At 66.4% G+C, this 25,647-nt stretch carries 25 protein-coding genes and 1 pseudogene; 13 read left to right on the forward strand and 13 right to left on the reverse strand.

The genetic code is table 11. The annotated features are described in order from the left end of the window. Positions 1-119 precede the first annotated feature (119 nt). The 7 genes from K3G64_RS16200 (at position 120) to K3G64_RS16230 (ending at position 6,671) form a co-directional block, all read left to right on the forward strand. A complete protein-coding gene (locus tag K3G64_RS16200; RefSeq protein ID WP_238950729.1) occupies positions 120-1,298 on the forward strand; it encodes an acyl-CoA dehydrogenase family protein in 1,179 nt (392 codons plus the stop codon). 28 nt (positions 1,299-1,326) lie between these two features. Next, entirely contained in the window at positions 1,327-2,085 is a 759-nt protein-coding gene (locus tag K3G64_RS16205; protein ID WP_238885729.1) for an SDR family NAD(P)-dependent oxidoreductase, read from the forward strand. A gap of 38 nt (positions 2,086-2,123) precedes the next feature. After that, positions 2,124-3,290, forward strand: a complete 1,167-nt coding sequence (locus K3G64_RS16210) for a CaiB/BaiF CoA transferase family protein (RefSeq protein WP_370647211.1) — start codon at positions 2,124-2,126, stop codon at positions 3,288-3,290. A gap of 8 nt (positions 3,291-3,298) precedes the next feature. Continuing rightward, positions 3,299-4,144 carry an enoyl-CoA hydratase/isomerase family protein gene (locus K3G64_RS16215; RefSeq protein WP_255728114.1) on the forward strand — a complete coding sequence of 282 codons (846 nt, stop codon included), beginning with the start codon at positions 3,299-3,301 and terminating at the stop codon, positions 4,142-4,144. Beyond that, entirely contained in the window at positions 4,137-5,282 is a 1,146-nt protein-coding gene (locus K3G64_RS16220; RefSeq protein WP_238885733.1) for a thiolase family protein, read from the forward strand. The genes K3G64_RS16215 and K3G64_RS16220 overlap by 8 nt, the downstream gene beginning before the upstream one ends. 280 nt (positions 5,283-5,562) lie before the next feature. Further along, positions 5,563-6,171: a TetR/AcrR family transcriptional regulator gene (locus K3G64_RS16225; protein ID WP_238950733.1), complete on the forward strand. Its 609-nt coding sequence runs from the start codon at positions 5,563-5,565 to the stop codon at positions 6,169-6,171. Beyond that, entirely contained in the window at positions 6,168-6,671 is a 504-nt protein-coding gene (locus tag K3G64_RS16230) for a hypothetical protein (RefSeq protein WP_238885735.1), read from the forward strand. Before K3G64_RS16225 ends, K3G64_RS16230 begins: the two co-directional genes overlap by 4 nt. A gap of 4 nt (positions 6,672-6,675) precedes the next feature. Here K3G64_RS16230 and K3G64_RS16235 read toward each other — a convergent pair whose 3' ends face one another. From K3G64_RS16235 to K3G64_RS16250, 4 genes are read right to left on the reverse strand one after another with little or no spacing between them, the layout of a single operon-like run. After that, entirely contained in the window at positions 6,676-7,641 is a 966-nt protein-coding gene (locus K3G64_RS16235) for an NADPH:quinone oxidoreductase family protein (protein WP_238950735.1), read from the reverse strand. Then, on the reverse strand, positions 7,641-8,630 hold the full coding sequence (locus K3G64_RS16240) for a phosphotransferase family protein (protein WP_370647214.1): 990 nt from the start codon (positions 8,628-8,630) through the stop codon (positions 7,641-7,643). The genes K3G64_RS16235 and K3G64_RS16240 overlap by 1 nt, the downstream gene beginning before the upstream one ends. 38 nt (positions 8,631-8,668) lie before the next feature. Continuing rightward, positions 8,669-9,970 (reverse strand): acyl-CoA dehydrogenase family protein, encoded by a 1,302-nt coding sequence (locus K3G64_RS16245; RefSeq protein ID WP_238885739.1) that lies wholly within the window; start codon positions 9,968-9,970, stop codon positions 8,669-8,671. Positions 9,971-10,007: 37 nt separating this feature from the next. Next, positions 10,008-10,664, reverse strand: a complete 657-nt coding sequence (locus K3G64_RS16250; protein WP_238885741.1) for a TetR/AcrR family transcriptional regulator — start codon at positions 10,662-10,664, stop codon at positions 10,008-10,010. A gap of 85 nt (positions 10,665-10,749) precedes the next feature. On the opposite strand from K3G64_RS16250, the gene K3G64_RS16255 reads away from it, so the two are divergent. Then, positions 10,750-11,199 (forward strand): VOC family protein, encoded by a 450-nt coding sequence (locus K3G64_RS16255; protein WP_238885743.1) that lies wholly within the window; start codon positions 10,750-10,752, stop codon positions 11,197-11,199. Here K3G64_RS16255 and K3G64_RS16260 read toward each other — a convergent pair. Genes K3G64_RS16260 through K3G64_RS16270 form a run of 3 tightly spaced genes read right to left on the reverse strand, consistent with a single transcriptional unit; the run spans position 11,151 to position 13,817 of the window. Further along, the gene (locus K3G64_RS16260; protein WP_238885744.1) at positions 11,151-12,119 is read right to left on the reverse strand and encodes a TIGR03564 family F420-dependent LLM class oxidoreductase; all 969 of its coding nucleotides are present in this window, start codon (positions 12,117-12,119) and stop codon (positions 11,151-11,153) included. The two genes, K3G64_RS16255 and K3G64_RS16260, sit on opposite strands and share 49 nt — an antisense overlap. A gap of 12 nt (positions 12,120-12,131) precedes the next feature. Further along, positions 12,132-12,872 carry a hypothetical protein gene (locus K3G64_RS16265; protein WP_238885747.1) on the reverse strand — a complete coding sequence of 247 codons (741 nt, stop codon included), beginning with the start codon at positions 12,870-12,872 and terminating at the stop codon, positions 12,132-12,134. Between the two features lie 12 nt (positions 12,873-12,884). After that, positions 12,885-13,817 (reverse strand): NAD-dependent epimerase/dehydratase family protein, encoded by a 933-nt coding sequence (locus tag K3G64_RS16270; RefSeq protein ID WP_238885750.1) that lies wholly within the window; start codon positions 13,815-13,817, stop codon positions 12,885-12,887. A 45-nt stretch (positions 13,818-13,862) separates the two neighbouring features. Here K3G64_RS16270 and K3G64_RS16275 point away from each other — a divergent pair, with 45 nt between their 5' ends. Both K3G64_RS16275 and K3G64_RS16280 read left to right on the forward strand, forming a co-directional pair. Continuing rightward, complete coding sequence (locus K3G64_RS16275) at positions 13,863-15,041, forward strand: acyl-CoA dehydrogenase family protein (RefSeq protein ID WP_238885752.1); 1,179 nt, start codon at positions 13,863-13,865, stop codon at positions 15,039-15,041. Between the two features lie 21 nt (positions 15,042-15,062). After that, positions 15,063-15,809 (forward strand): alpha/beta fold hydrolase, encoded by a 747-nt coding sequence (locus K3G64_RS16280; protein WP_238885754.1) that lies wholly within the window; start codon positions 15,063-15,065, stop codon positions 15,807-15,809. A gap of 16 nt (positions 15,810-15,825) precedes the next feature. Here the strand turns inward: K3G64_RS16280 and K3G64_RS16285 are convergent, their stop codons facing one another. From K3G64_RS16285 to K3G64_RS16295, 3 genes are read right to left on the reverse strand one after another with little or no spacing between them, the layout of a single operon-like run. Next, positions 15,826-17,541 (reverse strand): nitric oxide reductase activation protein NorD, encoded by a 1,716-nt coding sequence (locus tag K3G64_RS16285; RefSeq protein WP_238885757.1) that lies wholly within the window; start codon positions 17,539-17,541, stop codon positions 15,826-15,828. Further along, entirely contained in the window at positions 17,538-18,356 is an 819-nt protein-coding gene (locus tag K3G64_RS16290) for a CbbQ/NirQ/NorQ/GpvN family protein (RefSeq protein ID WP_238885759.1), read from the reverse strand. The genes K3G64_RS16285 and K3G64_RS16290 overlap by 4 nt, the downstream gene beginning before the upstream one ends. Further along, positions 18,357-19,517, reverse strand: a complete 1,161-nt coding sequence (locus K3G64_RS16295) for a spirocyclase AveC family protein (protein ID WP_238885762.1) — start codon at positions 19,515-19,517, stop codon at positions 18,357-18,359. It abuts the gene before it with no gap. Positions 19,518-19,648: 131 nt separating this feature from the next. On the opposite strand from K3G64_RS16295, the gene K3G64_RS16300 reads away from it, so the two are divergent. Then, complete coding sequence (locus K3G64_RS16300; RefSeq protein WP_238885765.1) at positions 19,649-20,251, forward strand: TetR/AcrR family transcriptional regulator; 603 nt, start codon at positions 19,649-19,651, stop codon at positions 20,249-20,251. A 1-nt stretch (position 20,252) separates the two neighbouring features. Here the strand turns inward: K3G64_RS16300 and K3G64_RS16305 are convergent, their stop codons facing one another. Continuing rightward, complete coding sequence (locus K3G64_RS16305; protein ID WP_238885766.1) at positions 20,253-21,419, reverse strand: spirocyclase AveC family protein; 1,167 nt, start codon at positions 21,417-21,419, stop codon at positions 20,253-20,255. Between the two features lie 92 nt (positions 21,420-21,511). On the opposite strand from K3G64_RS16305, the gene K3G64_RS16310 reads away from it, so the two are divergent. Continuing rightward, positions 21,512-22,114, forward strand: a complete 603-nt coding sequence (locus K3G64_RS16310; RefSeq protein ID WP_238885767.1) for a TetR/AcrR family transcriptional regulator — start codon at positions 21,512-21,514, stop codon at positions 22,112-22,114. Here K3G64_RS16310 and K3G64_RS16315 read toward each other — a convergent pair. Both K3G64_RS16315 and K3G64_RS16320 read right to left on the reverse strand, forming a co-directional pair. Continuing rightward, positions 22,101-22,771: pseudogene (locus tag K3G64_RS16315) on the reverse strand (emopamil-binding protein). The gene K3G64_RS16310 and the pseudogene K3G64_RS16315 sit on opposite strands and share 14 nt — an antisense overlap. 1 nt (position 22,772) lies before the next feature. Beyond that, on the reverse strand, positions 22,773-24,233 hold the full coding sequence (locus K3G64_RS16320) for an aldehyde dehydrogenase (RefSeq protein WP_370647216.1): 1,461 nt from the start codon (positions 24,231-24,233) through the stop codon (positions 22,773-22,775). A gap of 148 nt (positions 24,234-24,381) precedes the next feature. Between K3G64_RS16320 and K3G64_RS16325 the strand changes: the two genes are divergently transcribed. After that, positions 24,382-25,647: an aromatic ring-hydroxylating oxygenase subunit alpha gene (locus tag K3G64_RS16325; protein ID WP_238885769.1), complete on the forward strand. Its 1,266-nt coding sequence runs from the start codon at positions 24,382-24,384 to the stop codon at positions 25,645-25,647.

Consider the following 25,647-nt stretch of genomic DNA (forward strand, 5'->3'; position numbering starts at 1 on the left):
GGGAGCCTGGCGGGAGTGCGCCGGTGCGGGAGAACCGTTGTTGCGCCGGCGCACTGACGTGTGCGGCCTGATACCAGAGGAGGACAGACGTGTCGGACGTGTCGGACGTGTCTGGGGGTATGACGTTCGAGCTGAGCGAGGACCAGCAGATCATCCGTAAGTCCGTCGCCGAGCTGTGCAGCAAGTTCGACGACGAGTACTGGATGAAGAAGGACCTGGCGCACGAGTTCCCGCAGGAGTTCTACGACGCGATCGCCTCCGGCGGATGGCTGGGCATGACGATTCCCGAGCAGTACGGCGGACACGGACTCGGCATCACCGAGGCCACGCTGCTGCTCGAGGAGGTCGCCAGGTCCGGAGCGGCGATGAACGGCGCCAGCGCCATCCACCTGACGATCTTCGGGATGCAGCCCGTGGTCAAGCACGGGTCCGACGAGCTCAAGGCCGCGACGCTGCCCCGCATCGTCGACGGTGACCTGCACGTCTGCTTCGGCGTCACCGAACCCGGTGCGGGCCTCGATACCTCGCGCATCACGACGTTCGCCAAGCGGGAAGGTGATCACTACCGGGTCAACGGTCGCAAGGTGTGGATCTCCAAGGCGCTGGAATCGGAGAAGATCCTGCTGCTGACGCGCACCGAGTCGTCCGACTACTTGGAGAAAAGAGGCGCCAAGAAGACCGACGGCATGACGCTGTTCCTGACCGACCTCGACCGCGACCATGTCGACATCCGGCCGATCAAGAAGATGGGCCGCAACGCCGTCAGCTCCAACGAGGTCTTCATCGACGATCTGATGGTGCCGGTCGGCGATCGCGTCGGCGAAGAAGGCAAGGGCTTCAAGTACATTCTCGACGGCCTCAATCCCGAGCGGATGCTGATCGCCGCCGAGGCGTTGGGCATCGGGCGGGTGGCGCTGGAGAAAGCCGTCAAGTATGGCAACGAACGCCACGTGTTCAACCGGCCGATCGGCATGAACCAGGGGCTGCAGTTTCCGCTGGCCGACTCGCTGGCCCGACTCGACGCCGCCGAACTCGTGCTGCGCAAGGCGACCTGGCTCTACGACAACGGCAAACCGTGTGGGCGCGAGGCCAACACGGCCAAGTATTTGTGCGCCGACGCGGGTTTCGGCGCGGCCGACCGCGCGCTGCAACTGCACGGTGGGATGGGCTACTCCGAGGAGTACCACGTCTCGCGGTACTTCCGTGAGTCGCGGCTGATGAAGATCGCACCGGTGAGCCAGGAGATGATCCTGAATTTCCTCGGCGAGCACGTGCTGGGCCTGCCGCGCAGTTACTGACAACACAGCCAACGAGGAAGCGACGTCGATGACCCACTACTTCGATCTGTCCGGCCGTTCGGCGCTGGTGACCGGCGCCGCGGGCGGCATCGGCTCCGCCGTCGCGCAGGCGCTCGCCGGTGCCGGCGCCGCCGTCCTGGTCACCGACGTCGACAAGGACGCCGCGGCCGCTGTGGCCGAACGCATCTCGGCCGGTGGTCAGCGGGCCGAAGCCGCCGCGCTGGACGTGTCGGACCGCGAATCCGCCGACGCCGCCGCCGCGCAGGCCGCCGCGCTGACCGGCGGCAAACTGCACATCGTGATCAACAACGCGGGCGTCACCGAGCCGGCGATGTTCGAGAAGACGACGCCGGAGTCGTTCCGGTTGCTGTTCGACATCCACGTGATGGGTGCGTTCAACGTCACCCAGGCGGCGCTGCCCCACATCCCGACCGACGGCACGGGGCGCATCGTCAACGTCACCTCGGCCGCGGGACTGACCGGAACGCTCGGCCAGGTCAACTACTCAGCGGCCAAGGCGAGCATCATCGGGTTCACCAAATCCCTGGCGCGCGAGCTCGCCACGAAGAGCATCACGGTCAACGCCCTCGCCCCGCTGGCGGCCACGCCGATGACCGAGACCATCCGCACCAACGAGAAATTCGCCGCCAACATGATGAACCGCATCCCGATGAAGCGGTGGGCCGAACCGGCCGAGGTCGCCGGTGCGTTCGTGTTCATGGCGTCGGACGCGGCGTCCTACGTCACGGGTCAGGTGCTGCCGGTCGACGGCGGCATGGTCATGTGAGCGCTTCAGCACCGCTGGCCGGCGTCACCGTCGTCGCGATGGAGCAGGCGGTGGCCGCGCCGATGTGCACCCGCGTGCTCGCCGACTTCGGCGCGCGCATCATCAAGATCGAGAATCCCAACGGCGGTGACTTCGCCCGCGACTACGACGACGTCGTCAACGGGCCCGGCGGGCTGGCCGCGCACTTCGTCTGGTGCAACCGCGGCAAGGAGTCGGTGACGCTGAACACCAAGGCGCCCGAGGGCATGGAGCTGCTGCACCGCCTGCTCGACCGCGCCGACGCGTTCGTCTCCAACCTGGCGCCCGGCACAACCGCCCGCATGGGACTGGCGCCCGGCGACCTCGCGGAACGCCACCCCGACGTCATACCTGTCGAGATCGACGGCTACGGGCCCGGCGGACCGATCTCGCACAAGCGCGCGTACGACCTTCTGGTACAGGCCGAATCGGGCTCGTGTGCGGTCACCGGATATCCGGGAATGCCCGCCAAGCCGGGGCCCGCGATGGCCGACTTCACCACCGGCCTGTACGCCGCGATCTCGATTCTGGCGCTCCTGGTCGGCCGGGCCGGCCGCGCCACCGAGACGGCGCCGTCGGTTGCGCTCAGCCTGTTCGACGTGATGACCGACGTGATGGGCTACCAGTTGATCTACACCCAGCATTCCGGCATCGACCAACAACCGCTGGGCGTCGGCTCGCCCGCGGTCGCACCGTACGGCGCATTTCCCACCCGCGACGGCCAGACTGTGGTGCTCGGCACCACCAACGACCGGGAATGGCAGCGCGTCGCGCGCGAGATCATCGAGCGTCCCGACCTCGCCGACGATCCGCGGTTCGCCACCAACCCCGGTCGGTGCGCACACCGGAAGGTTCTCGACGAGGCCATCGGATCATGGTGCGCGCAACACGATCTCGCCGAGATCCAGAAGATCGCCGACGGTGCCGCTATCGGCAACTCGCGCTACAACGTCCCCAGCGAGGTCGTCGCACATCCGCAGCTGACCGCGCGCGACCGCTGGCGAACCGTCGATACTCCCAAGGGCGAGATCCGGGCCTTGCGGCCGCCGCCGGTGATCAGCGGCTTCGAGCAGCCGATGGGCGCCGTGCCGGCGCTGGGCCAGCACACCGACGCCGTGCTCACCGAGTTGGGGCTCAGCACAGACGAACTCGCGCGGCTGCGCGCCGGCGGAGTGATCGGCCCGTGACCGAGCAGGTGCTGTTGACGTCCGATTGCGACGGGGTCCGGACGCTCATGCTGAACCGCCCGCAGCGCAAGAACGCGATCAACGCCCAGTTGTGGGAAGAACTGGCCGACGCGCTCCGCACCGCCGCCCGCGACACCGCACTGCGCGCGCTCGTCGTCACCGGAGCCGGCGGCGCGTTCTGCTCGGGCGCCGACATCGGCACCGGCGAGGACATCCACCCACGCCACAAACTGCGCAGGCTCACCGACGTAGCGTTGGCCCTCCACGAGCTCTCGGTGCCGACCATCGCCAAGGTGACCGGCGTCGCCGTCGGGGCCGGCTGGAATCTGGCGCTCGGCTGTGACTTCGTGGTGGCGACCCCGGGATCGCGCTTCTGTCAGATCTTCTCCAAGCGCGGCCTGTCGGTCGACCTGGGCGGCTCCTGGCTGCTGCCCAGGCTGGTCGGTCTGCAGCAGGCCAAGCGCCTGGTGTTGCTCGCCGACATGGTCGACGCCGAGGAGGCCCGGGCACTGGGCCTGGTCACCTGGGTGAAGGCCGCCGACGAGATCGACGCGTTCGTCACCGAACTGGCGGCCCGGCTGGCGGCCGGTCCGCCCGTCGCGCTCGCGCAGAGCAAGGCGCTGCTCAACGACGGCGCCACCGTCACACTGCGCGAGGCCCTCGCCAACGAGGCCCGGGCGCAGCCGGGCAACTTCGCCACCGCAGACTCGACGGAGGCCTACGCGGCGTTCGCCGAGAAACGCGAAGCCGCGTTCACTGGTCGTTGGGCCGCTCACATGTGGGGGTGCCTCCCACTCGAAGGGCAGGGGGAGAGCGAACACCAGATGTCCAGATCGGAGGAAGACAATGCGTGAAACGGTGATCGTCGAGGCGGTGCGCACCCCGGTGGGCAAGCGCAACGGCGGACTGTCGGACATACACGCCGCGGACCTGTCCGCGATCGTGCTCAACGCGCTCGTCGAGCGGGCGGGCATCGACCCCGAGATCGTCGACGACGTGGTGTGGGGCTGCGTGTCGCAGGTAGGGGACCAGTCGAGCAACATCGGCCGGTATTCCGTCCTGGCGGCGGGCTGGCCGGAGACCATTCCGGGTACCACCGTCAACCGGGCCTGCGGATCGAGCCAGCAGGCGCTGGACTTCGCGGTGCAGGCGGTGATGTCGGGACAGCAGGACGTCGTCGTGGCCGGCGGCGTCGAGGTGATGAGCCGGGTGCCGCTGGGCTCGGCCCGGTCCACCGGCATGCCCTACGGACCGAGGGTGCTCGATCGATACAAGGGTTTCTCGTTCAATCAGGGCATCTCTGCTGAGTTGATCGCCGACAAGTGGGGCTTTTCACGGACCCGCCTCGACGAGTACTCCGTGCGTTCCCACGAACTCGCGGCGGCCGCGCAGGACAGCGGCGCGTTCGAGACTCAGCTCATGCCGGTGTTCACCGGCGGCGAGCCCGTCGTGGCCGACGAGGGCGTCCGACGGGGGAGCACCGTCGACAAGCTCGCCGGACTCAAGCCGGCGTTCAAGGACGACGGTGTCATCCACGCGGGCAACTCGTCACAGATCTCCGACGGTGCAGCAGCCCTGCTCGTCATGTCGGCCGAGACCGCGGTCACGATGGGGCTGCGCCCGATCGCCCGGTACCGGGCGGGTGCGGTCACCGGCGCCGACCCGGTGCTGATGCTGACCGGTCCCATCCCGGCCACCGAGAAGGTGCTGCACAAAGCGGGCGTCACGATCGACGAGGTCGGCGTGTTCGAGGTCAACGAGGCGTTCGCCCCGGTGCCGCTGGCCTGGCTGGCCGAGACGGGCGCCGACGAGCGCAGGCTCAACCCGCTGGGTGGTGCCATCGCACTGGGCCACCCGCTGGGCGCATCGGGTGCGGTGCTGATGACGCGGATGTTGAACCACATGCGCGACAACGGGATGCGCTTCGGCTTGCAGACCATGTGCGAGGGCGGTGGCACCGCCAACGCCACCGTCGTCGAGCTCATCGCCTGACAGGGACACCTGGTGCGTAGGGATCTGTTCACCGACACGCTGGGCCTGTAGGAGGCGCCCCGCCGCCTGGGGTCGCGTCGTGCCGCGCGACCGTGACGACAGCGCCACGCTTGGCCGTCGGTGTGACCGCAGCGTCACGGCCGGGCCCCTGAGAAGGGCCGCTGACCTGCAGTGTAACCCCGATCTAAACCCCAATTCGGCTGAGAGGCTTGTCACAGCGGCGAAACCTACCTACTGTGTGTTCACTAGGTTGGTTGAACGAAGGGGTTCGGTGTCCACGATGGAGCCTGCGCGGCCCTATGCCACGCTCCTCGCCAAGGGTGAGGACCGCAGGCAGCGCATCCTCTTCGTGGCCGAGCGCCTGCTCGCGCGCAACGGCTGGCGCAACACCTCACTGGCGCAGATCGCCAAGGAGGCCGGTGTCACGCCGGCCGGGCTGCTGCACCACTTCGAGTCGAAGGAACAGCTGCTCAACGCGGTGCTCGACGCCCGCGACGCCGACGACGAGATCCACGCCGACTACCTTGCCGGTGACCTCATCACCGAGTTGAGTCGCGTGCCCGAGCGTTTCGACCGCGCTCCCGAACTGATCGGCACCTTCGTCGTGCTGCTGGTGGAGAACATCGCTCCGGACGCGCCGCTGCACGACCGGTTGCACAAGCGTTATCGCGACGCGGTGGACATCATCACCGCGATCATCAAACGGGGTCAGGCCGGCGGGAAGTATCGCGCCGACCTGGATGCGGCCGGCAAGGCCGTGGAGATACTCGCCTTTATTTCCGGAATGGAGACCCTATGGCTGCTCGATCGTTCAATTCCGCTGGCCGCGGTGTTCAAGGGGTACGCGGAGTCGCTGGCGCAGGACTTGGCGCCGCGGAGCAGGACATGAGGTACCGGTTGGACATCGTCGCGCCGACTGTGCTCGACGCGGTGCGGTTCGCGGGCGGCTGGATCTACGACAGGGTGATGGCGGGCTGGGATGTCACCGTGTTGGTGGGCGACGATGAGGACGTGCGCCCGCTGACGATTCTCGGGGCCCGGACGTTGGATCTGGAGTCGGTGCTGCAAGCGTGGCAGGAGCGGCCCCATCCGCAGACCGTTGCGGTGGCCGCCGAGATGTTCGAGCGCGACCCGCGCGTGCTGACCCATGTTCGTACGGCGCTCGACCAGGGCGCCACCGAAGTCACACTGTGGGGAGAACGGCTGCCTGCTGAACTCGACAGCAGTGTCGACAACGCAGAGCATCATTTGAGCGCTGCGGCAAGGGCTTTCAAGGCCAAGGCGCTCGCTGCGGCGTTCGACTCGGCTTCCGTCGACGTCGGCGGCTGTGAGACGTTCCGCTGCGGGATGATGGTCTCGGTCGCCGCCGACCTGGTGCCCGCCAGCTAGGCGACTAAGCCATCTCGATGACCACCTTGCCGATGGCGCGGCCGTCGGCGAGGTGGCGCAACGCCTGCGCCGTCTGCTCGAACGGGTACACCGCGCCGATGTGGGGACGGACCCGCCCGGCGACGAGGTGCTCGTGTAGCTCGGACTCGTTGCGCGCGAACTCGTTCGGCGGAACGTCCTGAAACTGGAAACCCAGCACCTGTATGCCCTTGACGAGCACCAGGTTCAACGCAATCCGCGGGATCACGCCGGACGCGAAGCCCAAGGTGACGAAGCGCCCGCCGCGGCGCAGCGATCGCAGCGCGGGCTCGGACAACTCCCCGCCGACGGGGTCGAGAACCGCATGCGCCCCACCGGGTAGCGCTTCTCGGAGGCCCTCGCGCAGCGCGCCCTGGCGGTGGTTGACCAGATGCCGCGCGCCGTAGGATGCGGCGGCGTCGAGCTTGTCGTCCGATGAGGCGACAGCGGTGACCGAAGCGCCCAGCAGCGCACCGAGTTGTACCGCGGCGAGTCCGACGCCGCCGCCCGCGCCGAGCACCACGAGGTCGTCGCCCTGCCGGATGTGGGCCATCGAGCGCAGCGCGTGGTACGCCGTGCGGTAGGCCACGCCGAACGCCGCCGCGGTACGGTCGTCGAGGCCGTCCGGAATCGGCGCCAGGCCGGCCACCGCAACGGTCACCTCTTCGGCGAACGCGCCGTAGAGCCCGGTCCCGGTGACCCGGTCGCCCACCGCCAACCCCTCGACGCCAGCGCCGATTTCGGTGACCTCCCCGGCGAACTCGCTGCCGGGTACGAACGGGGCGGGCACACTGATCTGGTAGGCGTTCGCGATCAGCAACACGTCGGGGAAGTTCACCGCGGCGGCACCCACCCGCACCCGCGCCTGGCCTGCACCGACCGTGGGCACCGGCTGTTCCTCGATGCGGATGACGTCCGGCGGACCGTAATCGGGGCAGACGGCGGCGCGCATCACCGATAGTCGCTGGACTCGGCGAGGTCGGCGGCCGAGCGCATGAGTGCGACAATGATCGGCCCGTAGGCGAGCAGCTTCTCGTTGTCGCCGGCGCGCTGGTAACCCTGCTCCAAGACGATGGCGAGTTTCCACTTGGCTAACACCAGGTAGTAGTCGAGGTCGTCGACCTGCCGACCTGACACGGTGGCGTAGTGCTCGACGACGTCGGCGCGCGAAGGCATTCCGCGCATGTCGACGTAGCTCATCTCGCTGTCGGCAGGTGCGCTGGTGTCGTCCGGCCAGCTCTGCACCATCCAGCCGAGGTCGAGCTTCGGATCACCGACGGTGCCCATCTCCCAGTCGACGATCGCCGCCATCCGTGCAGGGGCGCCGTGCCGGTACATCACGTTGGCGAACTGGTAATCGCCGTGCATTAGCCCGGGGACGAAGTCGAGCGGCCGGTGGCCGCGCAGCCAATCGGTGGCGACGTCCATGCCCTCGATGTCGCGGGCCTTGATGCGCTCGAAGAACCTGGTCCACCGGTCCACCTGACGTTCGTGGAATCCGTCCGGACGGCCCAGATCCTGCAGTCCCTTGGCTTTCCAGTCGACCTTCGACAGCAGCGCGATGCCTTCGGCGAGTTGATAGGACAGCCCGGCGCGGGCGGTGAGGTCGCTGTCGAAGGGCTCGGGCCAGCGTCCGTGGGTGTCCATCGGCGACCAGCCGTCGACGAAGCCCATCAGGTAGAACGGCCGGCCGAGCACCGAGGCGTCGGCGCATACGCCGACGGCCGTGGTATGGGGGACGTCGGTGCCGTCGAGCGCCTCGATGATGCGCCACTCGCGCAGAATGCCCTTGTCGCGGTCCGGCGGCGCATCGGGTGGCGGCATCCGCAGCGCACAGCTGTGCCCGCCGCGGCGCAACTCATAGATGACGTTCTGCGTACCGCCGGACAGGAAGCGGGTCTGAAGTGGTTCACCCTTGCCGGGCAGGGCTGCCTCATCCATCCAATCCGCGAGCCGCGCAACGTCCAGCGCGAGCTCGGTCACAGGTTGCCCACCTCACTTTCGAGGTACTCGGCGAACTTGGCGCGCGCCTTCTCCCGCTTGCCGGGTAACCACTCCGTGGGCCAGGTGTCGGTGTTCGGCTGGTGGTCGCGCAGCACCTGTTTGGCGACGGTGGCCTTGTGCACCTCGGTCGGCCCGTCGGCCAGCCCCATGACGGCCGCGCCGGTGACCATCCCCAAGAACGGCATCTCGTTGCTGACCCCGAGCGCGCCGTGCACTTGCATGGCGCGCCAGGCGATGTCGTGCAGCACCGTCGGCATCACCACCTTGACCGCCGCGATGTCCTTGCGGACTTTCTTGTAGTCGTTGTACTTGTCGATCTCCCATGCCGCGTAGAGGACCATCAGCCGGAATTGCAGCAGTTGGGCGTAGGAGTCGGCGATGTAGCCCTGGACGAACTGCTTGTCCGACAGGCGGCTGCCCTGCGTTTCGCGGCTCAGGGCCCGTTCGCACATCATGTCGAGTGCCTTGCGGGACAACCCGATGGTGCGCATCGCATGGTGAATGCGGCCGCCGCCGAGTCGGGTCTGGGCGATGACGAACGCCTGGCCCTCCCCACCGAGCAGCGCCTGGGCGGGCACCCGCACGTTGTCGTAGTGGATCAGCGCATGGGAACCCTCGTCATCACGTTCCCCGTAGAGTCCGACGTTGCGGACGATCTTGACGCCCAGGGTGTCCGTCGGCACCAGGAACATCGACATCCCCTGATAGGCACTGACATCGGGGTTCGTCACCACCATGACGATCAGGAACGACGCCGTCCTGGCGTTGGAGGAGAAGAACTTCCAGCCGTTGATCACCCAGTCGTCGCCGTCACGCACGGCGCGGGTGGTGAACAGTGTCGGGTCGGCGCCGGCGTGCGGCTCGGTCATCGAGTAGCAGGAGAACAGCTCTCCGTCGAGCAGCGGGCGCAGGTAGCGGTCCTTCTGCTCGTCGGTACCGTAGTGGGCGAGGATTTCGGCGTTGCCGGTGTCCGGGGCCTGGCAGCCGAAGATGATCGGCGCCCACTGCGACCGGCCGAGGATCTCGTTGAGCAGCGCCAGCTTCAGTTGGCCGTATCCCTGTCCGCCGAGCTCGGGTCCCAGATGCGTGGCCCACAGCCCGCGGTTGCGCACCTCCTGCTTGAGAGGATCGATCACCTTGCGACGGTTGTCGTCCAGCGGCACGAACTGCTGATCGGGGAACGCCAGGTCCAGCGGCTCGACCTCCTCGCGGACGAACTCGTCCGCCCAGTCGAGGACCTGCTGATACTCGGGGTCGGTCTCGAAGTCCCACGCCATCGTGGTGTCCTTTCAATTCGGGAGACAGGTTCGGCCGTCAACGTGCGGCCCGTGCGTTGAAGCCGGTGATAAGGGCTGCGATGTCGTCGCTGACCACCGCGGTGAACGATTTGTCGCCGAAACGACCCGCCGCCCAATGGCGCACACCCTCGCTGACGTGCATACCGGCCAGCCGCGACAGGTGCTGCACATCGATGTCGGCGGCGATCTTGCCGTCGCGCTGCGCCGTGGCGAACAACTCGCCGAACATGTCGGCATCGGCGTCGTCAGCCCCGGCGCCGGCCAGGATCCGGTGTTCGTGCCGGTAACCTTCGAGGATCGTCTGGATGATCAGCTCGCGCGGGTTGCGGGCCATCGACCGCTCCAGGCTGCGCAGCGCCTGCCCGATGACAGCCTCCACGTCGTAATCCGTGGCCAACAGCGAACGGACCTTGTTCTGCGCCGCCCGCGTCGACAGCAGACCGACCTCGAAGAGGATGTCCTCCTTGGCCGGGAAGTAGAAGTAGAACAGCGCACGGGATACGCCGGCGGCCCGGCAGATGTCGGCGACGGTCGTCCTCGCGTAGCCGTTGGTGCGCCACAACGCCATCGCGGCCTGCACCAGTGCGCGCTTGGTCTCATGTGAGCGGGCCCGCTGAAATGATGCACGTCGTTGACCACCGTCAGCGACGCTGACCGGCGCGGACCTGGGCATGAGGGCACTGTAACAGCCTGATTGGTGCTTGCAAATAGTCGACGCATGTCCAACTATCTATTGTGAGCGACGAAGGGATCGCACTATGCCGAGTTCACTCCACCACGTCGTCATGCGCAGCCATTCCGCGCCGACGCTCATCGAGTTTCTGAGCGAGGTGGTGGGAGTGACCGTGCAGTTTCGAATGCACGTGCCCGGCGAGGTGCTCGAGAAGACGCTGGATTGGCCGCCGTCCGCCGGTGCCGACGTGACGATGTTGGGCAGTGGTGATGCCGGTCTGATCGAGGTGCTCGACGTGCCTGAGCAGCTGCGCGCTCAGGTTCCCGAAGGTCTGGCGGCGTTGTCCTTCATGGCCGGCGATTTCGGCGCCACCCGCGAGAGGGCGAGCAGCTTCGCCAACGACGTGACGATGCTCGACACCGGCGTACCCGGGGTCGACCTGTTCTTCTGCACCATGGGCGGGGTGCCGATGGAATTCGTGGGGAGCTACGCGCCGGAACCGAATTCAGCTGCGAGCAACGCGACGAACTCCTGAGTCCGCCTGCGCGACACCCGCCGCTGCTGCGGGGTCGAGCCCAGTGCGACGATGCGGGCGGCGAGGTCGGTGACGCCTGCGTCGCGGTACTGGCGCAACCGCGCCAGGACGGTCGCTTCGTCGCCCGCGGCCATGGTGTCCCCGACGTCGTCGGCGTCGCCGTGCTCCAGCAACCGCACGTAATTGGGGGAGAAGTCGGCATGCCCCAGCACCTCGCTGGCATAGGCGCGGGCGTCGTCGACTTCGCCGTCCGAGCAGAGCGCCACCGGAACGCCGGCGACGATGCGAATACTTGGTTGTCCAACGGCGGTGGCGGCTTTGGTGATGGTCGGTACGACGTACTCGCCGATCGCGCGTTCGTCGGCCATCCACAGGATCGTGCCGCCGGTGCGCTCGCCGGCGATGCGCAACATCGTCGGCCCCAGCGCGGCGATCAGCACCGGCATGTCAAAGGCGTCGGTGACGTCGATGGGGGACCGCACCCGGTAGCTGTCATTGTCGACGTCGATCGCGCCGGGTCCGGTGAAGGCGGCGGTGAGCACGTCGAGGTAATCGCGGACCAGGTGCGCGGGCCGGTCGTAGGGCAGGCCGAGTTGGTCGGTGATGATCCAGTGGTGGGAGGGACCGAGGCCGAGGGTGAAGCGTCCGCCGCAGGCCACCTGGGTGGTCAGCGCCTGCTGCGCCATGATCAGCGGGTGGCGAGTCTGAATAGGCACCACGGCGGTCCCGATCTCGATGCGATCGGTGACCTGCCCGAGCAACGCGACCGCCGTCATCGCGTCGAGGTAACCGGGCACCTGCGGCATCCAGAACGACGCGAAACCCAGGCTCTCGGCGGACGTTCCGTCGTCGAGCAACCCGGTCAATCGGTCGGCGCGCGGACGTTCCTTGTCCGAGCCGACCATCAACCCGACGCGCACGTCACCCTCCGCTCACGGCACATAGCGATCCCACTCGTGCGGCACCACGGGGTAGAACGGCGCAGCGAACAGCGGTTCGACGCCGTCGCTCCACCGCTTGTCCAGCACCGGTCGCAGTCTTTCCGCCGTGACGACCGGGTCGTCGTCGAGGAAGCAGTAGGAGATCAGCTGTCCCGCTTGGGCGCTGGCTAGCCGGGCGCCGACCGGCAACGACGTCGCCGACCACACGCCGGCGACACCGTCGGCCTCCACCAGCTCGGTCGGCGGCCGCCCAGCGCTTTCCAGCAGGAGGTACACCCCGCGCACCGGCCACCAGGGCAGCACGTCGGCGCCGATCTTCACGCGCGGCGCCGCCGACTTCCGGGCGACGTTGTAGACCCCACGTTCGACCGGTGGCAGCAGCGGCAGCTTGCGCCCGGCGTCGCCGAGTGCCTTGGACAGGGCCAGAAAAGGCTCCATTCCGCCCGGATCGGTGAAGAAGTAGGTCATCACATGGTCGATCTCGTCGTAGCGGTCGCGACTACAGGCACGCACCGCCCGGCACTCCGGCGTCGACACCAGGCGCAACGACGCCCGCACGGCGGACAGCCGGTGCTGTTCAGGACGATGGTCTAGGGTGTGCCAGCGCAAGTAGTCCGCGTCGGCGCCATCGGGATGCCGCCGCGCCATGGACACGAACAGCGTGGTGACGTCTCCCCGGCCTTCGGCCAGGACGCCGGTCACCTCGTCGGACGGTGTGCCGGGTAGCTGCATCCTGCGATCCATTCAGTCCGTCGTCGAACCCTGTGTGCGCCGCAGCAGGTCGGGGCGGCGCGCCTCGATCATCCGACGGAAGCCTTCGCGCCACGGCACTTTCGTCGACCCCAGCACCTCGTGCATGTACGTGACGTCGGGCCACAGCGGGGTGTGCGCATCGGGCGTGTACTCGAAGATCGGCTCGACGCCGACCAGTTCACCCAGGTAGGCGCAGTACTCCTCGATGCCGACCGTTTCGCTGCCCGCCCAGTTCACGACGACCGGCGGGGTCGCCGCGACCTCCATGGCCCGGATGCCGAGCTCGACGTAGTCGTCCTCGTAGATCGGGTTGTAGTTGTTGGGACCGTCGGGGTACAGCCGAATCGGCTTGCCCGCCAACATCATCTCCAACCGGTCGGCGGGCGCGCCGCCTTCGGGTCCATAGGTGGAGCAAATCCGGATGATGGTCAGCGGTATGTCGTACTGCTTGCCGATCCACGTGCAGACCGCTTCTGCGGCGATCTTGGAGAAGCTGTAGTTGGCGCGCAGCGGCACTCCGGGTGGATCGTCTTCGCGTAGCGGACGCTGCCCCTGATAGCCGTAGACCGAGCCGGTGGAGCAGAACACGAAACCCTTGGCGGAGCGGCAGTGGTAGAGGAGGTCACCGGACTTCTGCGCATTGGTGTCGACACACTGGCTCCACTCGCCTTGGCCCGTGTCCACCGCGGCGTGGAAGACGTAGGTGAAGTCCGACGGCAACTCAGCGAAGTCACCCGCGCTGACGTCGAGGACTATCGGTGTGATGCCGGCTTCGGCGAGCTTCTCGCGGTCACCGGGCTTTCTCAGCCGCGCGGCGCCCCACACCTCGTTGCTCCCGGCGAGTGCGCGCGCGATCGGGAAGGCGATCTTGCCGGTCGCGCCGGTGATAAGGATCTTTTCTGCGTCGAGCATCCCTTCAGTCATAGCGCACCTGACCGCAAATGTTAAGTACTTGATATCCTCGGGGTCGTGCAGCTTACGTTCGACGCTGACGTCGAGGCCTTCCGCGCCGAGTTCATCCGATTCCTCGAGGAGCACCTGCCCGCCGAGGCCGAGGCGGCCGGCGAGCGGTCCCGATCGACGTCGCACGTGCCCGAGTGGGCCCGCCGCTGGCAGCAGGTGCAGTTCGACCACGGGTGGCTGCTGCCCGGTAACGCGCCGGAGTTCGGCGGGCGTAATGCGGGCATCCTGCAGCAGTTCGTGCACCGCGAGGAGTTGTCCCGGCGACGGATCTATCACGCGTTCAATCCGCAGGGCGTCGGCATCATCGCCGCGTCGCTGCTGTCATTCGGTTCCGACGAGCAGAAGCAGCGGTGGGCGGTGCCCATTCTGCGGGCGGAGATGACGGCGTCACTGGGTATGAGCGAACCGGGCGCCGGATCCGACCTGGCAGGGCTGACCACCCGTGCGACCATCGACGACGACGGCTTCGTCGTCAACGGACAGAAGGTCTGGACATCGGGTGCCCACGACGCCGACGTGATCCTGACGTTCGTGCGCACCGACCCGAATGCGCCCAAGCACAAGGGAATCAGCGCCCTGCTCATCCCGACCGACAGCCCCGGCCTGGTGTGCCGGCCGTTTGCGTCGGTGCACGACCGCGACGGCCTGGACTTCAACGAGGTGTTCTTCACCGACGTGCGAGTGCCCGCCGAGAACCTCGTCGGCCCACTGCACGAAGGCTGGAAGGTCGCCAACGGCTCACTCGGGCACGAGCGCACGATGATGTGGATGTCGTTCGCCAACCGGCTGAACCAACTGCTCGAGGATTTCCGGCCCGCCGACGCGGTGGACCGGGATCACTACGCATCGATTGCGATGGACTATCAGGCGCTGCGCCTACTAGGGTCGGCGGCGCTCGGGCAGGCCGCCCGCGGCGAACGGGACATCCCGGCTGTCTCCGTGCTCAAGGTGCTCGGCTCGGAGGCCGAGCAGAACGCCATGCGGCATGCGCTCGACGCGGCGGGGGTCGACGGTCTGACCGATCCAGCCTCGACCGCGCCGTACAACTCCTATGCGCCAGACCTTTTCACCGCGAGCTGGTTCGCGCGCTACATCAGCACCTACGCAGGCACCATCGCCGGCGGGACGTCGGAGATCCAGCGCAATATCATCGCTCAGCGCGTGCTGGGCCTGCCTGCCCGCTGACCGCCTGCGAGGATGTCGACCGTGACTGTGGTTCTTGTGCACGGCAATCCCGAGACCGATGCGGTGTGGGGCCCGCTCGTCGACGCCCTTGGGCGCGCCGACGTGGTGCGGTTGTCGCCGCCCGGATTCGGTGCTCCACTACCCACCGGCTTCCCGGCGACTACTCTCGCCTATCGTGACTGGCTCATCGGCGAGTTGCAGCGCATCGCCGGACCTGTCGACCTCGTCGGGCACGACTGGGGCGGCTGTCATGTGGTGAACGCGGTGATGCACCGCCCCGCCCTCGTCCGCAGTTGGGCCAGCGATGTGGTCGGCTTGTTCGACCAGGACTACGTGTGGCACGACATGGCACAGGGCTTTCAGACCCCCGAAACCGGCGAGCAGCTGGTCGCGACGATGCAGGACGGCTCGGTGGTGGAGCGCGCGCAACAGCTGGTTAGTTTCGGCATTCCTCAAGACGTGGCGACTGCCTTCGCCGCAGCACAGGGCCCGGAGATGGGACGGGCGATCCTCGCGCTGTACCGCTCTGCACGTCAACCGGCGATGGCGGATGCCGGACGAGCACTCGAGAACGCCGCCGCTCGCCCAGGGCTCTCATTGTCTGCCACCGAGGATCCCTTCGTCGGCACCGAGGAGATACGGCGCAGGGCGGCCGACCGAGCAGGTGCACGAACTGAAGTGCTTGACGGGCTGGGGCACTGGTGGATGGTGGAGGACCCGGCGCGTGGCGCCGCGGCTCTCAGCCGATTCTGGGGCTCGCTTGACTGATCAAGGTTGTGGCCTTTCAGACCCGCGATGGTTTCGGGGCGGCGAGTTCAGCGAGCGCGGACATGAACAACTCGTCCATCTGCGGACTCAAGTCGGCCAGGTTCGGGGCGCTGGCGAAGCTGGCGGAGCCGAAGACACGTTCTAGCACATCGGTTTCCGTGGCCGCGCCGATGGACAGGCACAGGCAGGCGACGCCTTCCGAACGGAGCTCCTCGAGGGCCTTATGCGCATCGGCCTCTGCGTAGTGACCTTCGTAGCCGTCGTCGTAGGGAAAGCCGTCCGAAAGGAGGAGCAGCAGCCGGTTCGGCGTGCCGGCTTGCTTCTTGAGGACCTCTCCCGCGCCACGGATTCCCGCCCCGAGACGGGTGTAGCTCGCCGGCTCGAGCTGGTTGAGCCGGGCCCGTCCGACCGCGCCGAAGGTCTGGTCGAACGTCTTGATGGCCGGCAGGTGCACGGCGTGGCGGCCCTGCGAGCGGAAGGCGTAGACGCCGACGCGGTCACCGAGTTCCTCGAGTGTGACGGCCAGCGTGGCGGCCGCCCGGCGCTGATGGTCGTGCACCGCGAGGCCGTCCGAATCCGCGTCGACGGCGGACCCGGACGCGTCGATCAGGATGAGAACGCCCAGATTTCGGGCAAGCTTGCGGCGCTCCAGGTAGACGTGCTCGGGAGCGGAGAAGCCAGACTGCAGGTCGACGAACAGGTCGATGAGCGCCTCGATGTCGAGGTCGTCTCCGTCGGCACGACCGCGTAGGACTTTCGGGCCGAGCCCGACGCGCGCCAGCCGGCGCCGCAGTACGTCATCGCGCGCGACACCGGCCTCGGAAACGTCGGCCGCGACGGTCAATGGAAAGTCGATGACCCGACACCAGTCCGGCTTGTACCGGTCGTTGAAGACGTCCCACTCCGGGTAGAGGGCCCCGCCGACGCCGACCGCTGCGCCGGGCTTGCTGTCGTCGGTGAATTGGATCCGAGTCGGAAGGGGACGGGCATTCGGTCCGATCTCTCGCACCCGCCGGGTGGAGCGAACGGTCATCTCGGCACCCGCAGCACCTTCTCCTGGGGAACGTGAACCCCCGAACACCTTGCGGAAGTAGTCCGACACCGACTGATTGTTGAGGAGCGGACTCTGAAACAGCTTGAGGATCTTGCTCTCTGACGACTTCCCACCGTCCTCGTCCTCGTCCTCGTCCTCGTCCTCGTCGTCGGACTCGGGCATGTCGATGGGGTCGAACTGCAATCGGAGGTCGTTATTGGTGGCCTGTCCGCCCGGTCCGGCCGACGCCGCCAGCAGCCGGGAAGGTTTGATGACACCGAACCACTCCGGAGGGTCGGCCACCTGAGCTCGGCTCCTGGCCACCTCCAGTGACTCATCGGCCGTCGCGGTGCTGGGTTGCCCGTCGAGCAGCAGCGCGGCATCGATCCGAATCTGGCTGGCGAGTTCGGCGAGCACCCGGTGACCTTCGAGTGCGAGGTAGCGGCGCGCCATCGTGGCCCGTGCCCGCAATCCCTTCACCAATCGCGGATCAAGGCTCCCCGCGCCGAGAAGTGCGGCCTGAACCAGCATCTCGCGGCGCTGCTCGGCGACCGAACCACCGGCCGAGACGAAGATGAACTGGCCGTTCGTGTGCGCGGGCTGGCCGGCCGGCGCCTCGGTGACGTCGACCGACCGGCCGGCGATGTAGGTGGCAAGGAACCGGAACCGGTCCGGGTTCGAATCGGCAGCGTCGGTCACGTGTGGGGCAGAACCGTATCGACGAGTTCATCGAGAGCACGGATGACATCGTCATCGTCGGAGAGCACCTGGACGACGGCGGCGTGGACGGCGCTGCGCAGGTTCAGCCCTTCGGCGGCGAGCCCGCCGGCGAGAATCAACATGCGGGTGGAGGACACTTCGCGCAGCGGCGAGCCGTCCAGGTTTCGGATGGCGTATGCGAGCTTGACCAACGAACGTGCAGTCTCAGTGTCGATCCCCGCTTCGAAGGCCACCACCTCGGTCTCGACCTCGGGGGATGGGTAGCCGAGCTCGATCGCGATGAAGCGCTGACGGGTCGACTCCTTGAGATTCTTCAGGACGCTCTGGTAGCCGGGGTTGTAGGAAATCACCAGCTGGAAGCCGGGCGCGGCCTGCAATGTGGTGCCCAGTCGGTCGACGGGCAGCTCGCGGCGGTGATCGGCGAGCGGATGGATGACCACGGTGGTGTCCTGGCGCGCCTCCACCACCTCGTCCAGATAGAAGATGGCGCCCTCACGCACCGCGCGGGTCAGCGGTCCGTCCACCCAAACCGTCTCACCGCCCTTCAACAGGAACCGACCCACCAGATCCGCCGACGTCATGTCCTCGTGGCCCGCGACCGTGATCAGCTCCCGGCCCAACTGGTGCGCCATCGCTTCCACGAACCGGGTCTTCCCGCAGCCCGTAGGGCCCTTCAACAGCACCGGTAGGCCGCGGCCAGCCGCCGCGCGGAAGACCTCCACCTCGTCACCGACCGCCCGGTAGAACGGCGCGTTGGAAACGGGGGTGACCACCGCAGAAGTACTGTTGCGCATTTATTTTCCTCGCTCGATCGGAACGTTTTTGGGAAGCTCCACGCCCTCGGGGAGGACAAGCTCACCGTCGTGGTTGATATAGCCGGAATTGGTCAGCGGCATCGGTAGCGCAGGATCGGGGCACGGCCGATCGGTGTCCTCGCCGCAGATGCCCATCAGGAAGTACGAGCGCTTGAGGATGTCTTCCGGCCAGGGGTCCTGGTGCATGGCGAAGAACTGTGCCGGAATGTTGTAGAACACGAAGAAGAAGGCGCTGCACGCGGCGAAGATCGCCAGGAAACGGGTCAGCTGCTGTCGGACGAATCCGCCTCGAACCCGGTCGAGTCCACGCTCGACGAAGGTCCGCCCGCGGTCGTCGGTGAAGTACCGCATGCAGCAGAGGCCCGCCTGGACACCGCCCCACATGAGCCCTTCATACAGCGGCCACTGGTAGTAGGTGCCCGCATTGACCGACAGAGCCTGAATGGCGCCCGGATAGGTGAACAACCCCATCGGCATGAGAAAAAGGCCCTCGATGACGAAGTCGAATAAGAAGGTCCAGGCGATCACCACGCCGATCAGGCCGAGGGTGTTGATGTTGGGAAACCGCTTCTTGGCCAAGCGCATGACCCAGCAGCCGAGCATGGTGCACAGCAGGACGAAGAAGTAACCCGGTGCGTTCATCAGGACGGGCTCGGCCATCATGGCGCCCGGTTCTCCGTACGACACCCAACCTGGAACGTCCTGGACCCACGAGCCCATGTTCCACATCCAGGTGTTGTAGGTGCTCCACGTACTGAAGTAGTTCAGCAGCGGATCCTGAAACCACAGCAGGCCGCAGGACACGAACAGCATGCCGTCGAGGGTGATTCGCCGCTCCCGACGCCACGGCCGAATGAGGAACCACCAGATGGCAATTGGCAGGCCGACCACGATCACGGCAGTCCAGGTGAACAGGATCGCCTTCATGAACGTCGGTGGGTCGGTCGGTCCGGCCGGCACCCGCTCGAAGTTGGGTCCGGTGATCCAGCGGATCCACACGTACAGCTGGAAGGCCAGAATCACACCGCCGACGGCGGCCCAGATTTTCACCGCGGGGATCTTCGACTGCGGTTGCGTGCCGAGCGATGCCTCGCTGAGCGATTCGGTGAGAACGGGCTTTTTTTGCGACAGATCGCTCACGACACTCTCTCCTCTGCACTTGTCGATCGCACGGATCTCACGGCCCCCTCCCGAAGTAGCCGATGCGTCGAAAATATACCAGTGAGTATCTCAATGACCAATAGTTCAATAATCTGTGGCAAAATTGCCACATGGTCGAGCCGTGGACGCGGGAGCGCCGCCTCGAGCGCACGCGCTCGCTGCTGCTGGATGCCGCCGAACAGGTGTTCGCTGAAAAAGGCTTCATTCCAGCGACGCTCGACGACATCGCTAAGGCTGCCGGCTACTCGAAAGGCGCGATCTACAAGTACTTCGCCACCAAGGAAGATCTGTTTCTGGCGGCAAGCGACCGGTACTGGCGTCGATATTTCGACAACTTCGCGGAAATAATGTCGTCGTCGGACCACATCGGAGCGCGCGAGCTCGAGGAGATCGGCGAGCGGTGGCGCCAGCTGAGTCGTGACCGTGGCGCCGAGCATGCAGCGCTGGGCCTGGAGTTCAACCTCTACCTGCTGCGCAACCCGGAGGCACGGGAACGCGTGGCCGCCAAGCGATCTGAGGTTGTCGACCAGCTCACCCGCTACATCGTCGAGGGCATCGAGAGTCTGGGCGCGACCCTGTTGATCCCTGCGACGACGTTCGCCCACATCATCATCGCCACAACTGACGCCGTCGAGTTGGGCAGCCACTTGGACGAGATCGATCTTTACCAGCCGATCGTCGAAATGTACGTGTCGGCCGTCAAGATGCCCTGATTCACTTGCCCGTTTCGATCGGAACTGTCGTCGGCATCTCGACGCCCTCCGGTAGGACGAGTTCACCGTCGGTGTTGATGTGGCCGGACCATCTGCTCGGCAGCGGCAGGCTGGGGTCGGGGCAGGGAATGTCTGTTCCGTCTCCACATATGCCGCCGTTGAAGTACGAGCGCTTCAGATGGTCCTCGGGCCAGGGGTCGGAGTGCATGGCGAACCACTGCACGGGAAGGTTGTAAAGGAAGCCGAAGCATGCGCTCACCGCGGCGAAGATCGCCAGGAACCGGACGAACTGCTGCTTGACAAACCCGCCGCGGACTCGGTCCAGTCCGCGCTCGGCGATCGTGCGGCCGCGATCGTCGGTGAAGAAGCGCAGACAGCAAAGGGCCGTCTGGACGCCGCCCCACATGATCCCTTCGTAAACCGGCCATTGGTAATAGGTGCCGGCATTGAAGGACACCTCCCGAATGGCACCGGGATACGTGTAGAGCCCGGCAGGCAGCAGGACGAGGGCTTCCATCACAAAGTCGAAGACGAAAGAGATTGCGAATGTCGCCAGGATCAACCGCAAGTTGGTGATATTGGGCCATCGCGACTTGATCTTTCGCATCACCCAGCAGCCGACGATCGTGATCAGCAGGACTCCGTACGCGTATCCCACCGTGTTCGTCAGCAGTGGTTCGGACACCATGCGGCCGGGTTCGTCGGGTGAAAACCAGCCGGGAATGTGCGGTGTCCAGGCGCCCCGGTTCCAAAGCCAGGTGTTGTAGGTACACCACGTATTGTAGTAGTTCAGCAACGGGTCCTGGAAGAACATCAGGCCCATCGACAGCACCAGCATGCCGTCCAACGTGATTCGCCGTTCGCGCCGCCAGGGCCTGATGAAGAAGTAGTAGATGGCGAAGGGCAGGCCGACCCAAAGCACCACTGCGTTCGCGATGAGTGGGATCTTCATGTGCAACGGCACCGGGGTCGGCCCGGCGGGCACTTGCTCGAAGTACGGCCCGGTGACCCATTTGGTCCACACATATAGCTGCAGCAGCAGGATCGCGCCGCCGAAGAACGCCCAGATCTTGACCGGCGCGCCCTTGCGTTGCTCTTGGCTACCGAGTGCCGCCGTCGCACCGATGGACTCGGTGACCACAGGTTTCTTGTCCGACAGATCGCTCACGACGCCTCCTCGGGGTCTGCGTTCGACGAAAAGATACCAGTGAGTATCTCGGTAGCCAATAAGATTCTCAGATTCTGTGGCAGACTTTTTCCATGGCTGAGCGTTGGACGCGCGAACGGCGCCTCGAGCACACGCGTTCGCTGCTCCTCGACGCCGCGGAAGACGTCTTCGCCGAAAAAGGTTTCACGGCAGCGGCTCTCGATGACATCGCCCATGCCGCCGGCTATACGAAAGGCGCCATCTACAAGCACTTCGCCACCAAGGAAGATCTCTTCCTGGCGGTGAGCGACCGGTACTGGCGGCGCTACTTCGACAATTTCGCGGACGTGATGGCGTCGTCGGAGCACATCGGGTCGCGCGAACTGGACGATATCGCCGCACGGTGGCGCCAACTGAGCCGCGACCGCGGGGCCGAACACGCCGCGTTGGGTCACGAGTTCACCCTGTACCTGGTCCGCAACCCGGCCGTGCGGGAGCGGGTGGCCCAGAAGAGGTCAGAGGTCGTCGAGGCGCTCGCCACCTTCATCGTCGAGGGCATCGACAGGCTCGGGGGGACGCTGCTGATCCCGCCACTGACCTTCGCTCAGGTGCTCGTCACCACCAGCGACTCCGTCGTGCTGGGCAGCGAACTCGACGACGTCGACCTCTACCGGCCGGTCGTCGAGATGTACGTGTCGGCGATCAAGTTCCCGTAGAGATACCGGCGCGCCGCGTCAGATAGTCGATCTGCAGGTGGATCGAATAGAGGACCAGCGGGGGCAGCACCATGAACGGGATGTTCTCGGCGATGAACTTGAAACCGAGGCCGAAGGCGCCCTGACCGATGTTCTCGAAGCCGGCGCCGACCTCGGCCAGGAAGTAGACGGCGGTGCTGCTCATCAACACAGCGCAGCCCGCGAAAGCGCCCCACAGACAACGGATTCGCGATTCGGCGGGCAGGTCGACCTTGATGAGCCGGGTCCACATGACGAAGACGAAGACGCCGGTGGTCACGCCGACCACCTCCAGCGCGAAGATCCACGGGTTGCCGCTCACATACCGGGTGTCGGCGAGCGCGTACTGCCACCACAACCACTTCCAGCCGGGATCCGTCGTGGGTGTCCACCAGCCGAGTGGGTGGCCGATCAGGAACATCAGCTCGTGAACGGAACCAGCAGCACCGGGATACCGAAGAGCAGGTTGGCGATGACATCGGAGGTGAAATCGGGCGAAATGAATCCGAACTCGACGCCGAACGTCCTACCGAGGAACACGATGCCGGTGAGCAGACCGACTCCGAGATAGATCCGGCCCCGGTGCGGCGCGACGGGTCGCGCGAAGTTCGGTTCGTGGGTCCGCAATGTCGTTACGATGTCACGCCCCCTTGCCCGCTGCGGCGCTAGCCGGATCTTGCCGCGCCGCAACCGAAATCGATTTGGTTTGGGTGTAGCCGTCGATACCCTCGCGGCCGAGTTCGCGTCCGTATCCGCTGCCCTTCACCCCGCCGAAGGGTGCGAACGGGTCCATCGTGTAGCCCTGGTTGACACCGAACGTGCCGGTCCGGATGCGCGCCGCGACGCCCAGACCGCGGTCGGTGTCCTCGGTGAACACCGACCCGGCGAGGCCGTAGTCGGAGTCGTTGGCGACCGCCACCGCTTCTTCCTCGTCGTGGTAGGGGATGACGGTGAGCACGGGACCGAAGATCTCCTCGCGCGCGATGCGCATCGCATTCGTGGCATCGGCGAACAGAGTGGGACGGACGTACCACCCCTTGTCCAGGCCGTCGGGCATCGCCGTGCCGCCGGTGACCAATTGGGCGCCCTCGGCGCGGCCGGCTTCGATGTACCCCCGCACCCGTTCCTGCTGACGCTTTGCGACCAGTGGGCCGACCTGGGTGGCGGCCTCCGTCGGGTCGCCGACGACCAGCGACGTCATCTCGGCGGCCAAGGCGTCGGTGAACTCGTCGGCCCGGCCGGCGGGCACCAGGATCCGGGTGAGCGCGTTGCAGATCTGACCGCTGTTGCTCAGGCTGGCCGACCGGACGCCCGCCGCGACGGCGGCGGGGTCGGCATCGTCGAGCACGATGGCCGCGGACTTGCCGCCGAGTTCCAGGCTGACGCGCTTGAGATCGGCGGCGCACGCCGCGGCGACGGCCTTGCCCGCCGCCGTCGAACCGGTGAACGAAACCTTGTCCACCAGGGCGTGTTTGACCAGGTGCTCGCCGACCGATCCGTCGCCCGGCAGCACGCTGACCACGCCGGGCGGTAGGTCGGCTGCGGCAATCATCTCGGCGAGCAGCAGCGCGTTGAGCGGAGATTCAGGTGCCGGTTTGAGCACCACGGTGCACCCTGCGAGCAACGCAGGGATCAGCTTGGTGACGATGAGGAACTGCGGCATGTTCCACGGCACGATCGCGGCGACGACGCCGACCGGCTCGCGGCGGATGTGCACGTCTGCCCCGTACATCCCGGGCCGGGCTTCAGACCACGGATAGGACTCGGCCAGATTGCAGAACGCGGTCATCATCATCGCCGGCAGTCCGACCTGCGCGCGTTGCGCGAAGCTGATCGGCGCACCGATCTCGGACGTGATGGTCTCGGCCATCTCGGCACGACGCTCACCGTAGGTTTCGGCCAGCCGCCGGAGGACCGCGATGCGCTCGGCCGGCTCGAGCCGGGGCCACGGTCCGGAGTCAAACGCTTCGCGCGCCGCTGCCACCGCCGCGTCGACATCCTGCGGACCGGCGGCCGCGACCTGGGCCACCGGTTCCTCGGTGTGCGGCGAGACGACGCCGATGCGCCGGCCGGTGCTCGGCGCCGACCACCTGCCACCGATGAAGAGTTCATCCGGACGCACCTGTTCGACTCCCTTCAGCGGCGGCTCACCCGAGCAATATCAACTACTTGTGATTGATTGCCACAGCATATATCGTCGGTCTATCAGGCTCCCGCGGAATGCCGAAAAGCAAAGACAGGAGAAGCCGATGGCTCGCTTTCCCAAACCCCCCGAAGGCAGTTGGACAGAGCACTACCCTCAGCTGGGAACTGAGCCGGTCTCCTACGAGGACTCCATCAGCCCGGAGTTCTACGAGATCGAGCGCCAGGCCGTGTTCAAGCGGGCCTGGCTCAATGTCGGCCGTGCCGAACAGGTTCCGCGCAAGGGCAGCTATTTCACCAAAGAACTCAAGGTGGTCAACACCTCGATCATCGTCGTGCGCACCACGTCGGGCGAGATCAAGGCGTTCCACAACATCTGCCGCCACCGCGGCAACAAGCTGGTGTGGAACGACATGCCGCTGGAGGAGACCAGCGGCGTGTGCCGGCAGTTCACCTGCAAGTACCACGCCTGGCGCTACGACCTGGACGGCAACCTGACGTTCGTCCAGCAGGAAGGTGAGTTCTTCGACCTTGACAAGAGTCGTTACGGCCTGGTGCCCGTGCACTGCGAGGTGTGGGAGGGCTTCATCTTCGTCAACTTCGCCAAGAAACCCGAGCAGTCGCTGCGCGAGTTCCTAGGCCCGATGATCACCAATCTCGAGGGCTATCCGTTCGACAAGATGACGTCGCGGTTCTACTACCGGTCCGAGGTCAAGGCGAACTGGAAGCTGTACATGGACGCGTTCCAGGAGTTCTACCACGCACCGGTACTGCACGCGAACCAGTCGCCGACGGCGTACTCCAAGGCCGCTGCGGAGGCGGGTTTCGAGGCGCCGCACTACCGCATCGAGGGCCCGCACCGGCTGGTCAGCACGTCGGGCGTCCGCGCCTGGGAGATGGCCGACGAGATGCGCAAGCCGATCGAGGACATCTGCCAAAGCGGGCTGTTCGGACCGTGGGACACGCCGGATCTGGGGGAGATGCCTCCCGGGCTCAATCCCGCCAAATGCGACCCCTGGGGCCTGGATTCGTTCCAGCTGTTCCCCAACTTCGTGATCCTGTTCTGGGGCCAGGGCTGGTACCTGACCTACCACTACTGGCCCACGTCTCACAACACCCACCTGTTCGAGGGCACGGTGTACTTCCCGCAACCGCGCACGCCCCGCGAGCGCATCGCTCAGGAACTCGCGGCGGTGTCGTTCAAGGAGTACGGCCTTCAGGATGCCAACACGCTCGAAGCGACGCAGAGCATGGTCGAGTCGCGCGTCATCGATGAATTCCTGCTCTGCGATCAGGAGGTGCTGATCCGTCACCTGCACAAGGAGACGGCGGCCTGGGTCGAGGACTACCAGCGCAAGACGGCGGGGGTGTGA

Source organism: Mycobacterium sp. IDR2000157661, assembly GCF_022317005.1.
In the GTDB taxonomy this organism is placed as follows: Bacteria; Actinomycetota; Actinomycetes; order Mycobacteriales; family Mycobacteriaceae; genus Mycobacterium.

What these genes read in the sequence shown, in the direction of transcription:
- K3G64_RS16210 (WP_370647211.1), top strand. Translation starts at nt 2,124, where the DNA reads ATGGAGCAGGCGGTGGCCGCGCCGATGTGCACCCGCGTGCTCGCCGAC.
- K3G64_RS16310 (WP_238885767.1), top strand. Translation starts at nt 21,512, where the DNA reads ATGGCTGAGCGTTGGACGCGCGAACGGCGCCTCGAGCACACGCGTTCG.
- K3G64_RS16205 (WP_238885729.1), top strand. Translation starts at nt 1,327, where the DNA reads ATGACCCACTACTTCGATCTGTCCGGCCGTTCGGCGCTGGTGACCGGC.
- K3G64_RS16230 (WP_238885735.1), top strand. Translation starts at nt 6,168, where the DNA reads ATGAGGTACCGGTTGGACATCGTCGCGCCGACTGTGCTCGACGCGGTG.
- K3G64_RS16270 (WP_238885750.1), bottom strand. Translation starts at nt 13,817, where the DNA reads ATGACTGAAGGGATGCTCGACGCAGAAAAGATCCTTATCACCGGCGCG.
- K3G64_RS16220 (WP_238885733.1), top strand. Translation starts at nt 4,137, where the DNA reads ATGCGTGAAACGGTGATCGTCGAGGCGGTGCGCACCCCGGTGGGCAAG.
- K3G64_RS16290 (WP_238885759.1), bottom strand. Translation starts at nt 18,356, where the DNA reads ATGCGCAACAGTACTTCTGCGGTGGTCACCCCCGTTTCCAACGCGCCG.
- K3G64_RS16255 (WP_238885743.1), top strand. Translation starts at nt 10,750, where the DNA reads ATGCCGAGTTCACTCCACCACGTCGTCATGCGCAGCCATTCCGCGCCG.
- K3G64_RS16265 (WP_238885747.1), bottom strand. Translation starts at nt 12,872, where the DNA reads ATGCAGCTACCCGGCACACCGTCCGACGAGGTGACCGGCGTCCTGGCC.
- K3G64_RS16245 (WP_238885739.1), bottom strand. Translation starts at nt 9,970, where the DNA reads ATGGCGTGGGACTTCGAGACCGACCCCGAGTATCAGCAGGTCCTCGAC.
- K3G64_RS16325 (WP_238885769.1), top strand. Translation starts at nt 24,382, where the DNA reads ATGGCTCGCTTTCCCAAACCCCCCGAAGGCAGTTGGACAGAGCACTAC.
- K3G64_RS16225 (WP_238950733.1), top strand. Translation starts at nt 5,563, where the DNA reads ATGGAGCCTGCGCGGCCCTATGCCACGCTCCTCGCCAAGGGTGAGGAC.
- K3G64_RS16235 (WP_238950735.1), bottom strand. Translation starts at nt 7,641, where the DNA reads ATGCGCGCCGCCGTCTGCCCCGATTACGGTCCGCCGGACGTCATCCGC.
- K3G64_RS16300 (WP_238885765.1), top strand. Translation starts at nt 19,649, where the DNA reads ATGGTCGAGCCGTGGACGCGGGAGCGCCGCCTCGAGCGCACGCGCTCG.
- K3G64_RS16240 (WP_370647214.1), bottom strand. Translation starts at nt 8,630, where the DNA reads ATGGATGAGGCAGCCCTGCCCGGCAAGGGTGAACCACTTCAGACCCGC.
- K3G64_RS16200 (WP_238950729.1), top strand. Translation starts at nt 120, where the DNA reads ATGACGTTCGAGCTGAGCGAGGACCAGCAGATCATCCGTAAGTCCGTC.
- K3G64_RS16250 (WP_238885741.1), bottom strand. Translation starts at nt 10,664, where the DNA reads ATGCCCAGGTCCGCGCCGGTCAGCGTCGCTGACGGTGGTCAACGACGT.